This is a genomic window from Haloarcula sp. H-hyl2 (assembly GCF_056934385.1).
This window is the reverse complement of the sequence record NZ_JBRIIJ010000001.1, coordinates 907,533-921,003: the sequence shown is the minus strand read 5'-3', so window position 1 is coordinate 921,003 and position 13,471 is coordinate 907,533. Positions and strand designations below refer to the sequence as shown.

Annotated in this window: 15 protein-coding genes; 7 read left to right on the top strand and 8 right to left on the bottom strand. The window is 65.2% G+C overall.

Translation table 11 applies throughout. The features are described 5' to 3' along the window. Positions 1–28 precede the first annotated feature (28 nt). Both Hhyl2_RS04880 and Hhyl2_RS04875 read right to left on the bottom strand, forming a co-directional pair. Positions 29–1,732: a methyl-accepting chemotaxis protein gene (locus Hhyl2_RS04880; protein WP_483549605.1), complete on the bottom strand. Its 1,704-nt coding sequence runs from the start codon at positions 1,730–1,732 to the stop codon at positions 29–31. 189 nt (positions 1,733–1,921) lie between these two features. Then, a complete protein-coding gene (locus tag Hhyl2_RS04875) occupies positions 1,922–2,293 on the bottom strand; it encodes a DUF2237 family protein (protein WP_483549604.1) in 372 nt (123 codons plus the stop codon). Positions 2,294–2,398: 105 nt separating this feature from the next. On the opposite strand from Hhyl2_RS04875, the gene Hhyl2_RS04870 reads away from it, so the two are divergent. Together Hhyl2_RS04870 and Hhyl2_RS04865 are read left to right on the top strand one after the other, a co-directional pair. Further along, positions 2,399–2,944, top strand: a complete 546-nt coding sequence (locus Hhyl2_RS04870) for a hypothetical protein (RefSeq protein WP_483549603.1) — start codon at positions 2,399–2,401, stop codon at positions 2,942–2,944. A gap of 19 nt (positions 2,945–2,963) precedes the next feature. Continuing rightward, on the top strand, positions 2,964–3,314 hold the full coding sequence (locus Hhyl2_RS04865) for a hypothetical protein (protein WP_483549602.1): 351 nt from the start codon (positions 2,964–2,966) through the stop codon (positions 3,312–3,314). Here the strand turns inward: Hhyl2_RS04865 and Hhyl2_RS04860 are convergent, their stop codons facing one another. From Hhyl2_RS04860 to Hhyl2_RS04845, 4 genes are all read right to left on the bottom strand, one after another. Next, the gene (locus Hhyl2_RS04860; protein WP_483549601.1) at positions 3,315–5,366 is read right to left on the bottom strand and encodes a beta-propeller domain-containing protein; all 2,052 of its coding nucleotides are present in this window, start codon (positions 5,364–5,366) and stop codon (positions 3,315–3,317) included. Positions 5,367–5,520: 154 nt separating this feature from the next. Beyond that, a complete protein-coding gene (locus Hhyl2_RS04855) occupies positions 5,521–6,162 on the bottom strand; it encodes a DUF3267 domain-containing protein (protein WP_483549600.1) in 642 nt (213 codons plus the stop codon). 63 nt (positions 6,163–6,225) lie between these two features. After that, a complete protein-coding gene (locus Hhyl2_RS04850; protein ID WP_483549599.1) occupies positions 6,226–7,176 on the bottom strand; it encodes a zinc-dependent metalloprotease in 951 nt (316 codons plus the stop codon). A gap of 44 nt (positions 7,177–7,220) precedes the next feature. After that, on the bottom strand, positions 7,221–7,460 hold the full coding sequence (locus Hhyl2_RS04845) for a hypothetical protein (protein WP_483549598.1): 240 nt from the start codon (positions 7,458–7,460) through the stop codon (positions 7,221–7,223). A gap of 78 nt (positions 7,461–7,538) precedes the next feature. Here Hhyl2_RS04845 and Hhyl2_RS04840 point away from each other — a divergent pair, with 78 nt between their 5' ends. From Hhyl2_RS04840 to Hhyl2_RS04820, 5 genes are all read left to right on the top strand, one after another. Beyond that, the gene (locus Hhyl2_RS04840) at positions 7,539–8,600 is read left to right on the top strand and encodes a M20/M25/M40 family metallo-hydrolase (protein ID WP_483549597.1); all 1,062 of its coding nucleotides are present in this window, start codon (positions 7,539–7,541) and stop codon (positions 8,598–8,600) included. 50 nt (positions 8,601–8,650) lie between these two features. Then, the gene (locus Hhyl2_RS04835) at positions 8,651–8,833 is read left to right on the top strand and encodes an LSM domain-containing protein (RefSeq protein WP_276221253.1); all 183 of its coding nucleotides are present in this window, start codon (positions 8,651–8,653) and stop codon (positions 8,831–8,833) included. Continuing rightward, complete coding sequence (locus Hhyl2_RS04830; RefSeq protein WP_483549596.1) at positions 8,830–9,003, top strand: 50S ribosomal protein L37e; 174 nt, start codon at positions 8,830–8,832, stop codon at positions 9,001–9,003. Before Hhyl2_RS04835 ends, Hhyl2_RS04830 begins: the two co-directional genes overlap by 4 nt. A gap of 12 nt (positions 9,004–9,015) precedes the next feature. Further along, positions 9,016–10,458 carry an amidophosphoribosyltransferase gene (purF, locus tag Hhyl2_RS04825; protein WP_483549595.1) on the top strand — a complete coding sequence of 481 codons (1,443 nt, stop codon included), beginning with the start codon at positions 9,016–9,018 and terminating at the stop codon, positions 10,456–10,458. A 198-nt stretch (positions 10,459–10,656) separates the two neighbouring features. Then, positions 10,657–11,223 carry a GNAT family N-acetyltransferase gene (locus Hhyl2_RS04820; RefSeq protein ID WP_483549594.1) on the top strand — a complete coding sequence of 189 codons (567 nt, stop codon included), beginning with the start codon at positions 10,657–10,659 and terminating at the stop codon, positions 11,221–11,223. Here Hhyl2_RS04820 and Hhyl2_RS04815 read toward each other — a convergent pair whose 3' ends face one another. Together Hhyl2_RS04815 and Hhyl2_RS04810 are read right to left on the bottom strand one after the other, a co-directional pair. Continuing rightward, positions 11,224–11,784 (bottom strand): DUF420 domain-containing protein, encoded by a 561-nt coding sequence (locus Hhyl2_RS04815; RefSeq protein WP_483549593.1) that lies wholly within the window; start codon positions 11,782–11,784, stop codon positions 11,224–11,226. It abuts the gene before it with no gap. 36 nt (positions 11,785–11,820) lie between these two features. Beyond that, entirely contained in the window at positions 11,821–13,356 is a 1,536-nt protein-coding gene (locus Hhyl2_RS04810; RefSeq protein ID WP_483549592.1) for a sensor histidine kinase, read from the bottom strand. Positions 13,357–13,471: the final 115 nt, after the last annotated feature.

Genomic DNA, 13,471 nt, shown 5'->3' with positions numbered 1-13,471 from the left:
CGTGGGTCGAGCCGACGCTCGTGAGCAGTCAGCGCCCGCCGTCGGCTATCGCCGTCCGACTGGTCTGCTTGTCCACCGTCGTGCCCGCTTCGAGTTCGAACGTCGAGAGCAGGTCCATCAGTTCGTCGGTCCGGTCAGCGACGCCGTCGATATCGCCGGTGATCTCGGTGATCGTCGCGGTCTGTTCCTCGGTCGCGGCTGCCACGCTCTCGGCCTCCTCGCTCGTCCCCTCGCTGACGGAGCCGACCTCCTCGACCATCGTCACGACCTCCTGGGTGGTCTCGGCCTGTTCGGCGGTCGCGTCCGAGATCTCCTGCATCGCCTCGTCGACGTCCCCGACGACGTCGACGATGTCCTCGAAGTCACGGAGCGCCGACTCGATCGTGCTCGTGGAGTCGGTCACCTGATCGTGCATCTCTCTGACGTCGCCCGCGGTGTGCTGTGCGGCGTTCTGGACCTCCTCGATGAGCCCCGAGATGTCGTCTGCGGAGTCGCGGGTCTCCTCGGCGAGGGCCTTGACCTCGTCGGCGACGACGGCGAACCCAGCACCGGATTCGTCGGCCCGTGCGGCCTCGATAGAGGCGTTGAGTGCCAGCATGTTCGTCTCCTCGGCGACCTCCGAGATGACTTCGATGATGTCGTCGACCTCTTCGACGTGGTCGACCAGACCTTCGACCGAGTCGGCGATGTGGTCGATGCGCGCCTCCAGCGTATCGAGTTCCTCGATGGCGTCGGCGACCTCGTCACGCCCCTGCTGCCCGCGCTCGGCGGCGGTCCGTGCGGTGGTGGCTGCGTCGTCGGCGGTCGCCGCGATCTCCTCGACGGTCGCCGAGAGCGTGTTCATCTCGCTGGCGACGTCGTCGTGGAGGTCGGTCTGCTTGGTCGCGCCCGCCGAGATCTCCTGGACCGAGCGTGCGATCTCGTCGCTGGCCTGATCGACCTCAGCCATGCTCTCGCTGACGCGACTGCTGGCCTCCGAGACCGACCCGGCGAAGGTGGTGACCTCGGCGACGGTATCGGCAAGCGTCCCGACCAGTTCGTTGTAGTTCTCGACGACGGCCTGGACGGCTTCGTCGTCGTGTGCGGCCACGTCCATGTCGATAGTCGCCGTCAGGTCGCCGTCTTTCGCGCGCTCGGCGGCCGCGCCGAAGGCCTCGACGAGCGCCTTGAGACGCTCGGAGCGCGCTTCCAGTTGCTCGGTCATCTCCTGGAGTTCGGTCGTGTACGCCTCCAGGTTCTGTGCCATTCGGTCGAGCGATTCGCCGAACGTACCCGGGACGGATTCGTCGAGGACGGCCGCGTCGAACTCCTGGCTGGCCAGGGCGTCCGCCTGTCGGGAGACCGTATCGAGATGTGCCTGCATGGCTCCGAAGGAGTCGACCAGCGCCCCCACCTCGTCGTCCTGATCGTGTTCCGGGACCACGACGTCGACCTCTCCCCGAGCGATCCGGTCCACTCGGTCGGCCAGCGTCGTGATCGGCTCGACGAGGTCCTCTCTGGTGATGAAGACGGTGTTGGCGAAGGCGACGCCAGCACCCACCAACAATGCCCCCGCCAGGAGAATCTGGAGCACGCCGTCGACCGCCAGCGCCACGACGGCCTGGCCGACCGAGACACCGAACTGGATGGCGACCGCCGCCAGCACCTTCCGCTCGATCGAGTCGTCGACACCGACGAAGTCGAGCGAGCGACGTATCTGCCCTTTGTACCACGCTACCAGCCGTTCAGTCATGCGTATGGATACCTCTCCCGGAGAACCGCTTTAACTTTCCCCGCTGTTCTCAGGGATTGATAACAGGACGTGCAGGCCACATATGATCCTCGAAAGCCGTCTTAAGCCGTTCTGCCCAGCTATCGGGTTCTGAAACGAACGGTCCTCGATCGACACTGGCGCCCCGAATGGAACCGTCAGGTCGGCGTCTCAGTCAGCTGTCCACTCGTACTCGCGGAGTGTTTCAAGCGGGACGTCCGCCAACACGTCCTCGCTTGTCGCTTCGAGGACGACGGGCGGCGCGTGGCCAGCCTCCTCGGCCTCGATCCAGCGAGGGACACAGACACACCAGTGGTCGCCCGGTTCCAGCCCGGGGAAATCCAGGTCCGGCCGGGGCGTCATCAGGTCGTTCCCCTGTGCCTTGCTGTACTGCAGAAACTCGTCGGTCATCACGGCACAGATCTCGTGTCGCCCTGGGTCCCGTTGCAGCGGGTAGCAGTAGCCGTCTCGCATGAACCCTGTCACGGGATCGGTCGAACAACAGGCGAGGTCGCCGCCGAGGACGTTCGCTTCGCTCTCCATACCGCGTCTGGCGCTGCGATCCGGGAAAAGGGTTCGATGCTCCCCGCGAGCGCGTCCCACGGACCGATGCCTTCATTCTGTGGAAGGCCGAAGGTGGAGACGACAATGCGCGTTCGCGACTGGGAGGACATCCTCGACGACGTGATGGAGAGCCGAGCGGACCCTGGCGGCTGGCGGGCCGTCGGGGGCGACCGCGCGAACGGGATCGGCGAGGACATCTACTTCGGTCACCCCGACGCGGGCGTCTACCAGTTGAAGACCTACGCGAAGAACCCCTTCGAGGTCCAGGGCGTCGGCTCACAGGTCGCACGCCGTATCGACGACGACATCGACCCACTGTTCCCTGAGGAGGGCAGCGGGATGTTCGGCGTCCAGCAGGGCGTCGACGACGAGAACGAGGCCGAGGAGAAGGCTCAGAAGCTCAAGACCGTCCTCGAAACGCACGCTGACGCTCCGACGACACCGAAAGCGATGCTCGAAGACATCATGGACGCCGTCGACTCGCCGGCCTACGGGCCGATGGAGTTCGACCAGCACGACAGACCGGACGGGATGGACGACCTGACAGACACCTTCGAGGAAGCCGAGGAGCTGCTCGACAAGGAGTTCGAGGACGTCATCGAGGAGGACGTCGAACGGGGGTTCTACTGATGAGTCGCGGTGGGCACTGATGGTCGGCCCCTCGATCACCGACGACGACCGCAAGGCGTTCGTCAGGAATCTGAAGATCGGATTCGCGCTCCTGGTCGGCCTCTCGATGGGGCTGGTGACGCTCTACAGCGGCGCCGACCTACCACTCGTCGTCGGCGCGACAGTGGGGGCGACAGTAGTCGGCGCCGCGCTCGCCTGGTTCACCATCCCGGACAGCGTCGCAGGAATCGCTTACGAGGAACGCAACGACGAGCGGACACGGGGACCCAAACCCGGCACTGCGCTGCGGCAACAACAGCGCGAGGACCGCGAGGAGCACCCGCGGGCGACCGACGGCAAGGGCCAGTCGCCGGAGTCGAACCGGAACTGATCAGTCGTCCAGTCGGAGCGTCGTCTCTCTGTCCCAGGTCCGTTCGTCGACCACGACTACGTCGTCACCGCTGAACACGTAGAGGTAGTCACCGACGTACCGCGCCCGTGAGACGCTGTCGTGAGTCTGGATCGTTTCGGTCCTGGATAGCGACCCGTTCGTGTAGTCCACGACGATGCCGTCCTCGCCCGCCGGGAGGAAGAACACGCCGTGCTTGCGGTCGATAGTGAACGCGTGGTGACTCTGTGAGATGGCCGACCAGTGGTGGTCGTAAAGTATCTCCTGGTCGTCGATGGTCGGGTTCGACGGGTCCGAGACGTCGAACAGTACGGTCTTGACCTTCCCGTTCTCCTCGCCGATACCGAGGACGTGGTCGTCGTCGATGGGATGCAGGTACGAGGAGAACCCTGGCAGTTTGAGCTGGCCGGTCTCCTCGGGGTTCTCGGGGTCCGAGAGGTCGACGACGTGGAAGGGATCGACACGTCGGAAGGTGACGACGTAGGCGGTATCACCGACGTAGCGGACGGAGTAGACTCGCTCGGTGACGCCCATATCGGTCACCGATCCGCGCTCGGACAGCGTCTGGCTGTCCAGGGTGTAGAGGTCGTTCTTGCTATCGGCGTTCCCGATTGCCGGGATCGTCGTCGTGATGCGGAGCGTCCCGTCGTGCTGGTCCATCGAGAACTGGTTCAGCGGCCGACCGGGGACCGTACCGGTCGCCTCGACGGCGAGGTCACCCTCGTCGACGGCGACCCGGACGATGCCGGTCGTCGTCGTGTTGCGTTGTCTGTCGGCGCGGTACTGGTCGAACTGCCGGCGGAACTCCTCCCGAACGCGTTCCCGTTCGGCTGTCGGCAGCGTCGCGAGCCACTGGTCGAAGACGCGGTTGATCTCCCGATTCTTTGCCTGTGCCGAGATGTTGTACGACTGGATCTCGGCGATGCGCTGGACCAGGTGGTCCGGCGTCTCGTCGAACTCGGTCCGGAGGAAGGTCCCCAGGTGTTCGGCGTGGCTCGTCTCCTCGGTGTAGGTGACGTACAGCGCGTCGGTCGACATGTGGACGACGGTGTTCTGGCCGGTCCCGACGAACGTGACCGAATCGCGGATCTCGCCGTCGCTGGCATCGAGCGAGAGCGCGGTGTAGGTCGCGTCGACCGGAATCTGTGAGCCTGGCCGGTAGACGTCACTGCACGCGATGGCGTGCTCGTCGCCGAGCGGCCTGATCGGACACGGCGTATCGAGGCTGACGGCCGAGCGAGTCACGAGATAGACGGTCCCGTCGTGCTGGCGTGCGGTGACGACCGAGTGGTTCAGCGGTCGTTCCCAGGTCTGTTCGGGGTCCTCCGGGTCGCTGACGTCGTAGCCGGTGACGTTGCGATAGCCGATTACGATCAGCGTATCGCCGGTCTGGAGCAGTTTGCCGGAGTCGTCGATCTCGCTGATCGCCTCGGGCGCGGCCGGGTCGCTAGCGTCGATGACGTGGGTGTCGGTATCGGGCCGCTCGACGTCGGGCATCGGTGCGACACCTGCCGCCGGTGGCCGCGGCTGGAGGATACCGATCGGCCCGCGGGACTGGAACGGCGTGTAGTAGAAGTTCCGCCCGTCGGTCTTGACCGTGTCCGGTTCGTCGACCCCGGCGACCTGGACGTTCGTCGTCCCGACACGGGACGGAGCTTTGACCGCGACGTCGCCCCCGCCACCGTCACCGCCGGCAGTGTTGGCCGTCAGAGCCGCACTCTCGGTCAGTTGGATCTGGGTATCGAACCTGAAGACTCGCGGACGCGGCTGTCGATGCTTCGCCTCGAGCAATCCCTGCTGGACGTAGCTGTCGAACGCTGCCTCGCTGCCGAACTGTGCGACCGTCCCCGTGTTAGTGTCGTCGGGGCTGTCGACGGGCGTCACAGTGCTCGGCTGTGTCGCTGTCGTCGACGGGCCGGCATCGGTGGGCCCGCCTGCCGAACCGGACGCCCCGACAGCGAAGACCGTGCCGGCGCCGACGAGTGAGCCGACGAGCAACGCGACGACTGCGACGGTGGTGTACTGATTGATCATATCGGTCGTTCAACGGAGACTCCTGATAAGATACCGTTCACTCAAGACGGATTTTTACCGATTGAGAGCGAATCTATCCGGGTAGTCCGCCGCCCTGAGACGGGCCGGACGGACAACCCGCCCGACGGATGTAGCACCGAGATCCGAGACTGCCTCACCGGTCTGGGTAGAACACGTACGAGTGGCGCATATCGCTGTCGTAGAGGAGCGTTCCGGGCGGCATCCGGAGCAGGTTCGCCAGGAGATAGAGGTCCCCGACAGCACCGAGCGTGTTGAACAGGAGGGCGACGAACGCCCCGAACGCGAGCATCGGGATCGGGACGAACAGGACCGGAACGAGCGCGAGATCGAGGACGAGCAACGGCGCGATACCGACCAGCATCGTGTCGTCACGGTCCTGGAACTGGTGGAACGCGGCGGCGTAGAACGCACCGAGCTGGGGGGCCACGCCGAAGGAGACGTCGTACCCCTGGAGTCGGAACACGAGCCCGTGGACGAGTTCGTGCAGTACAGTCACCACACCGATGGCGACGACAAACACACCAGCGACTGCAATCGGGACGGTGAACTCGAACCCCGCGTCGTCGGTCACTGCGTAGCCGAACAGGTCGGCGAGTGCCTCACCCCCCTGCGCGTACCACAGGAGGTTTCCAAACAGCAGGAGACAGGGGACGAGCAAGAGCAGGATGAGACCGAGGAGAGCGGCGAACGAGTAGTGGAACGCCTCGGGATCGGCGTACCCCTCTGGCGTCGCCGGGGTCAGTGTCGCCGACGGGTCGTACTGGCTCGATGGCACGTGCGTCCTTCCGAGCGCGCTGTCAAAGAAGTACGGTGCTACCCGCGACGGCCCCGTGGCCGATCACGGATCGACCCGGTCGATCCAGAGGCGGGGCGTCTCTATCTCGGCGTCCGTCGGGAGGTTGTCGGGCGACTGCCAGACCAGTCCGGCAGCGGCCACCCCGCGGGCGTCCGCGACCTCGTCGAAGAACGCCTTGCCGCGCTCGTACTGCTGGCGTTTCATGCCCAGTCCCAGCACCTTCCGGACGAGTTCGGCGACGGGACCACGCCCCTGCCGACGGGCGTCGATCTTCGCCCGCAGATCGTCGTACTCGTCGTCGAACGCCCGGTCCATCAGGAGTTCGGCGTACCCCTCGACGGCGGTCATGATCGTGTCGAGTTCGCCCAGCGACGCGCGGTCGATACTACCACCCGAGAGATTCTCGATAGCGTCTTCCATGGCATCTTCCATGTGTTCGGAGAGCCAGGGGGCCGCACCGAACTCGGCGGCGTGGGTGACCTCGTGGAAGGCGATCCAGCGACGGAACCGGTCGTGGTCGACGTTCAGTTGCGTCGCGACCTGCCGGATGTTCGGCCGGACGAAGTACAGCGCGTGCTCGTCGCCGTCGGCGAGCAAGAGCGGGTCGTACTGGCCGAGGACGTTGTTCGCCAGGAAGGAGAGCGCGAACGCCATCGACCCGGTGTTGACCACACGGGCGATGCCGGGGATGTGGTCGGCCTGCTGCTCGATCGGTTCCATCACCCGCTGGAAGGTCTCGACGTTGGCGTCGATCCAGTGGTGGCGGTGCTGTATCTCGACGGTCCCCGGGAGGTCGAAGTCGATGGCACCGACCTCGCGGACACGGTCACGGGCGTCGCGGACGTCGGTCGCGTAGCCCGACCGTTCGTCGGCCGAGACGTTCAGATCGCCGGGGGCGGTGGACTCTTTGGCGGCTTCAGCGACGGCGGCCCAGTCGATCGGGCCATCGCCGGACGCGCCGGCGACGGCACGGACGCTATGATACAGGCCCATACCCGGAGAACGGGGGCGACTGGGATAGGCCTTCTCCCCGAGGGCTACTCCTCCAGGTCGTCGAGAGCGGGCTCTGTGTCGCCTCCGAGCAGCTTCTTCACTGCGACTGCGATACCGACGATAGCGACCAGTCCGAGGAGGACGGGAAGGACACTGGATCCGGACTCGTCCGCCGATTCGACCGCGGAGGCTTCTTCGTCCGACTCGCTTCCGCCGACGCCCGGCGCGTTGGCTGTAAACTCTGCACCGTCCAGATGGAGTTCGAAGAACGTGATCTTGGTCATACAGGTAGGAGTACACGCGCGTCCTTTATCGGTCTTTGCTCCGGGTGATTCATATCCCGGACCCTGCAAGGGGGGTGCATGGACGACGAACGGCGATCCTTCCTCGAATCGTTGCTCTCGACACCCGGCCCGTCGGGCTACGAGACCGACAGCCAGCGGGTCTGGATCGACTACGTCAGCGAGTTCGCCGACGAGGTGACGGTCGACGACTACGGCAACGCGGTCGCGACAGTCTCGGGTGGCGAGACGTCGGTGGCGCTGGCCGGCCACGGCGACGAGATCGGGTTCATGGTCCGGGATTTCACCGACGACGGCTGCATCCGTCTCTCCCGTATCGGCGGGTCCGACAAGACGATCTCCCGTGGCCAGCACGTCACGATCCACTCGGCCGACGGGCCGGTCTCGGGCGTCGTCGGACAGACTGCGATCCACCTCCGGGAGCAAAACGGCGACGAGAGCGTTCCCGAGATCGCCGAGCAGTTCGTCGACGTCGGGGCCGAGGACGGCGACGAGGTCGAGGAACTGGTCGACCGGGGCGACCCAGTAACGTTCACGCAGACGATCAGCGAGCTCGCGAACGGGCGCCTGGCCGCCCGCGGGATGGACAACCGTGTCGGCATCTGGGCGGCTGCCGAGGGACTCCGACGTGCGGCCGAGCGCGGGACCGACGTCACGGTCCACGCCGTCTCGACAGTCCAGGAAGAACTGGGCCTCCGTGGCGCACAGATGGTCGGGTTCGACCTCGCACCCGACGCCGTCCTCGCCGCGGACGTCACCCACGCAACCGATTCGCCGGACGCCCCGAGTGATCGGTCGACGGGCGTCGAACTCGGCGAGGGGCCCGCGGTGGCTCGCGGCAGCGCGAACCACCCTGTGCTCGTCGACGCGCTCCGCGAGACGGGCGCGGCCGACGACCTCGACATCCAGCTCCAGGCGACCGGCCTGCGGACCGGCACCGACGCGGACGCGTTCTACACCTCCCGTGGCGGTATCCCCTCGGTCAACGTCGGCCTGCCGAACAGGTACATGCACACCCCCGTCGAGGTCGTCGATCCGGCCGATCTGGACGCTGCAGCGGACCTCATGGCCGGGTTCGCCGTCCGTGCTCACGAGTACGCGCCCTTCTCGGTGGACGTATAGCCGACCACGCAAGCGGTACGTTTAAGCGCCCGTCACTATCCTTCCCGAACATGAGTGGCCGACCGCTGGACGTGCTCGAAGCGTCGCTCGGTGAGGAGGTTACCGTGCAGCTCAAGGGCGGTGAGATCTTCACCGGCGAGCTCTCGGGCTACGATCAGCATATGAACCTCGTCATCGAGGACGAAGACACAACGATTATACGCGGGGATAACGTCGTCTCGATTAACCCATGACTGGCAAAGGAACTCCCTCTCAGGGCAAGAAGAACACCACGACACACACGAAATGTCGCCGGTGTGGAGAGAAGTCCTATCACACAAAGAAGAAAGTCTGTTCGTCGTGTGGCTTCGGCAAGTCGGCGAAGCGACGAGACTACGAGTGGCAGTCGAAAGCCGGCGAATAAGGCCCACAATTCATGCACGAGAAGTGCGGCGTTGTCGGTATCTCGCTGCAGGATCGAAACGCCGCCCGTCCCCTCTACTACTCCCTGTACGCCCTCCAGCACCGCGGCCAGGAGTCGGCCGGCATCGTCACTCACGACGGTTTCCAGCAGCACAGCCACGTCGAGATGGGCCTCGTCGGCGACGCCTTCGGCCCCGGTGATCTCGAATCGCTGAACGGTTCGAACGGGATCGGTCACGTCAGGTATCCGACCGCAGGCAGCGTCAACGCCTGCTGTGCCCAGCCGTTCTCGGTCTCGTTCAAGTCCGGGTCGCTCGGCCTCTCGCACAACGGCAACCTCGTCAACGCGGACGAGATCGGCGACGAACTGGCCGACCTGGGTCATGCCTTCACCTCCGACGGCGACACCGAGGTCATCGCCCACGACCTCGCCCGGAACCTCCTCGAAGAGGACCTGGTCCGTGCGGTCAAGCGAACGATGGAGCGCATCCACGGCTCCTACTCGCTGACGATCATGCACGACGAGACGGTACTCGGTGTGCGTGACCCGCAGGGCAACCGCCCGCTGTGTATCGGCGAACTCGAAGACGGCTACGTGCTGGCCTCCGAGTCCGCTGCCATCGATACGCTCGACGGCGAACTCATCCGGGACGTCGAGCCCGGCGAACTCGTCGTCCTGCATCCCGACGGCACGGGCTACGACACCTACCAGCTCGTCGAGCAGGAGAACACGGCGCACTGTTTCTTCGAGCACGTCTACTTCGCGCGGCCGGACTCGACCATCGACGAGAGCCTCGTCTACGAGGTCCGGCGCGAACTGGGCCGGAAACTCTGGGAGGAGTCCGGCGTCGAGTCCGACGTGGTCCTCCCGGTCCCGGACTCCGGCCGTGCGTTCGCCTCCGGCTACGCCGAGGCGGCCCAGGACGACGGTTCGGACATCGAGTTCGCGGAGGGGCTGATGAAGAACCGGTACGTCGGCCGGACGTTCATCATGCCCACACAGGACGAGCGCGAACGCGCGGTCCGCCTGAAACTGAACCCGATCAAGTCCACCATCGAGGGCAAGAAGGTCACCATCATCGACGACTCCATCGTCCGCGGGACTACCTCGACACAGCTCATCGGGCTCCTGAAGGACGCCGGTGCCGAGGAGGTCCACGTGCGGATCGGCGCGCCACCCATCGTCGCCCCGTGTTACATGGGCATCGACATGGCCTCGCGCGACGAGCTCATCGCGGGCGACCAGTCGGTCGAAGAGATCCGCGACGAGATCGAGTCCGACTCGCTCTCCTATCTCTCGATCGACGCGATCGCCGAGACGCTGGAGACGAGCCGTGCGGACCTCTGTCTGGGCTGTGTCACCGGCGAATACCCCTACGATATCGAGGGCGAGGAGACCGATCGGGACGTCGTCCGCCCGGAGATCGGTGGGTCGGCGACGCCAGCAGACGACTAGCGCGGTTCGGAGCGAGCGAGAACCACGAAACACGAACGGGGAATGCGAGGCGTGAACCGCCTCGATTGTGAACGGCGAGCACAGCGAGCCGTGAACAGAGTGAGCCATGGAGTGTGGCGCGACGTTGCTTGAATGTGTACTGTGAGAGACCCCCGAACCAGCGGTACGATTATTCCACTGGAACGAAACGACACCAATATGCCGAGCCCCGCGTTCATCGAGACCGAACGGACGGCCCTCCGGCCGCCAGAACAGGACGACCTCGACTGGATGCAGTCCGTATTCTGTGACGAACGGGTGTGGGGGTGGGGGACGTATCCGCAGCCGATGACACACGAGCAGATGGAAACGTTCTACGAGGAGACGCTCGCAGACGGTGACTCGGTCCATCTCCTGATCTGTGTCGATGCGGACACCGACGAGCCTGGGCAGGTCCAGCAGCGGACAGATCGAATCGGACTCGTCGCCATGACCGAACACGAACCCGAGCAGGGGACGGCCGAGCTAGCATACTGGCTCGACCCCGACGCCTGGAACCAGGGGTTCGCCACGGAGGCGGCCAGACGCCTCGTCGCATACGGATTCGACCAGCGCGGACTTCGAAAGTGGCAGGCCCGTGTCGTCGGGGGCAACGACCGCTCGATGGCAGTGCTGGAACGTCTCGGCTTCGTCGAGGAAGGACGACACCGGAAGGACTGGCGGCTGGACGGCGAGTGGCGGGACACACACTGGTTCGGCCTGCTCCGGGAGGAGTGGGAGCCGTAGTCACCAGACGACGTACAGCATCGCGTAGACGACGATGCCGAGCGAGAACGAGACGAGCCAGAGCCCCGCGGCGGCCTTGCCGGCCCGAGGGTGGTTCGTCCGGCGCAGTTGCGAGACCGGGTAGCTGAGCGCCAGCAACAGGACGTAGTAGACGAGCGGGATCGCGATGATGGCGAGCAGGATGTGGATCGCCAGCACCGGGAAGTAGACGTAGGTCTCGACGGCCGCTGGCCCGGTGAAGTCGGTCGGCCCCTTCAGTACGACGCGGTAGAGATACAGGACGAGGAAGGTCCCGAAGAGCCCGAACGTCGTCAGCATGAGTCGCCGGTGGCGCTGAATGTCGCCCCGACGGATCGCTCGGATACCGCCGACGATGGTCAGGATGGCGAGCGCGCTGATGGCAGCGTTGACGTGGGGAATCGCGGTCAGCACCGACTCCGGAGCACGGGGAATCACCCATGCCGGGATCGCACCCAGCACCGCTCCGAACACGAGCGCGAGAGAGACGACGGTCAGCAAGCCAGTCAGCGTACCGACGTGATCACGGGCCGTGACCTGCATAGCCTCGCTAGGGAAAGCGCAGGCAAGGGCGTTGCGTTACGCCTCCACCCTCTCCACACCTCGAATCTCCAGGCGGACGCTCCCGTCGCCAGTAGCGGGGATGGTGACTTCCCAGTCGTGGCCGCCGGCGATCTGTTTGATGATCGTCAGCCCGAGCCCGACACCCTCCTCGCTCGTCGCGTAGCGCAGTTCGAACGACTCCCCCTCGGCGTGTGGGAGCTCCGGGCCGTCGTGCTGGAGATAGAGCCCGTCGGGGAGGGTCCCGACCTCGACGCTCACGGGTTCGTCGCCGGCCGTCGCGAGACGGACGAAGTTCTCCAGGAGCTGTACCAGCCGCTCGTCGTCGGCGTCGATAGTGGCTGCCGACTCGACGGTCAAGGTCCCGTGTTTCGGTGCCACCGTCTCCCACGCCCGCTGGACGGTCGCTTCGAGATCGACCGGCAGCGTCTCGTAGCTCCGCTGTCCGCGACGGGTCAGTTCGAGCATGTCGTCGATGAGAAACGCTATCTGGTCGTGATTGCGGTCGATGACGTCCAGTTCGGGATGGTCGACGTCACGTTTGACCGCTTCGAGCCGTCCCATCGCGGTCTGGAGGGGGTTCCGGAGTTCGTGTGAGATGACGCGTGCCAGCGTCGCCAGTCGCTCTTTCTGTGACTTCAATTCGGCCCGTTGGGCAGCCAGTTCCCGCTTGGTCGTGACCGCGTGGATGGCCAGCGCGACGTTCCGGCCGAGTTCCCGGAGCGTCTGTTGTTCACGCTCGTCGAAGGCGTTCTCCCTGTCGGACCAGATGGTCAACACGCCGTAGGACTCGTCCTCGTAGGTCACCGGGACAGCGAGGAGGGTGAGCGTGCTCGGTTCGACCCTGTCCGGGACGTTGGCGCCGTCGTACGGTATCGTCGAACGCAGAACCTCGCCAGTGGTGATGGTCTCGACGAGCTGCTCGGTGTGGGGAAGCAGGGTCGTCGTCTCGACACCAGAGTTGGTCGCACAGGCCTCGATCACCGGTTCGTCGTCGTCGAGACTCGCCAGACAGGCATGTGTGTACCGTCCAGTCTCGGCGATGACTTCGGTCACCCGTTGTTCGATCAGTTCACGATAGTCGGCTCTGACGAGCGCCTCGTTTACTTTCCGGACGGCCGTGTTGATCTCCTCCTGCCGTGTCGCACGGCGTCGCGCGGGAAGATAGGCGATAGCGGCCTCGATCTGTTGCTTGAGCCGTTCGTGCGCGTCGGTCACGGACTTGGCGGGGACGTACGCGAAGACGTCGCGTTCGATTGCCTCGTCCGCCAGATCCCGGTTGTCGACCTCCGCATACAGCAATCGGGGGATATCCGGATAGAGTCCACCGACGACTTCGAGAACATCGAGACCGCCGAGGTAGGTGGTGTCGTCGCTCGTCTCGACCTCGGAGTTGGTGACGAGACAGTCCACAGTCGCGGCCTGCAGTACCGCGAGTGCGTCGTCCAGGGACTCCGCAGTCGTGACCGAGAACCCTGCCCCACGAAGGTACTCGACGACCCCATCAGTGAACAACTGACTCTCGACGAACAGCACCTGTGGGCTGTCGGGCATGAGTCTATACTACAGACAATCCCCCTTCAACTTTCGCCAGACAGGTCAGACAGGAGTCAATTGCCAACGAAACTCTGGAACGAGTCGCGGAAACTATTACATGGGGCACTCCCGT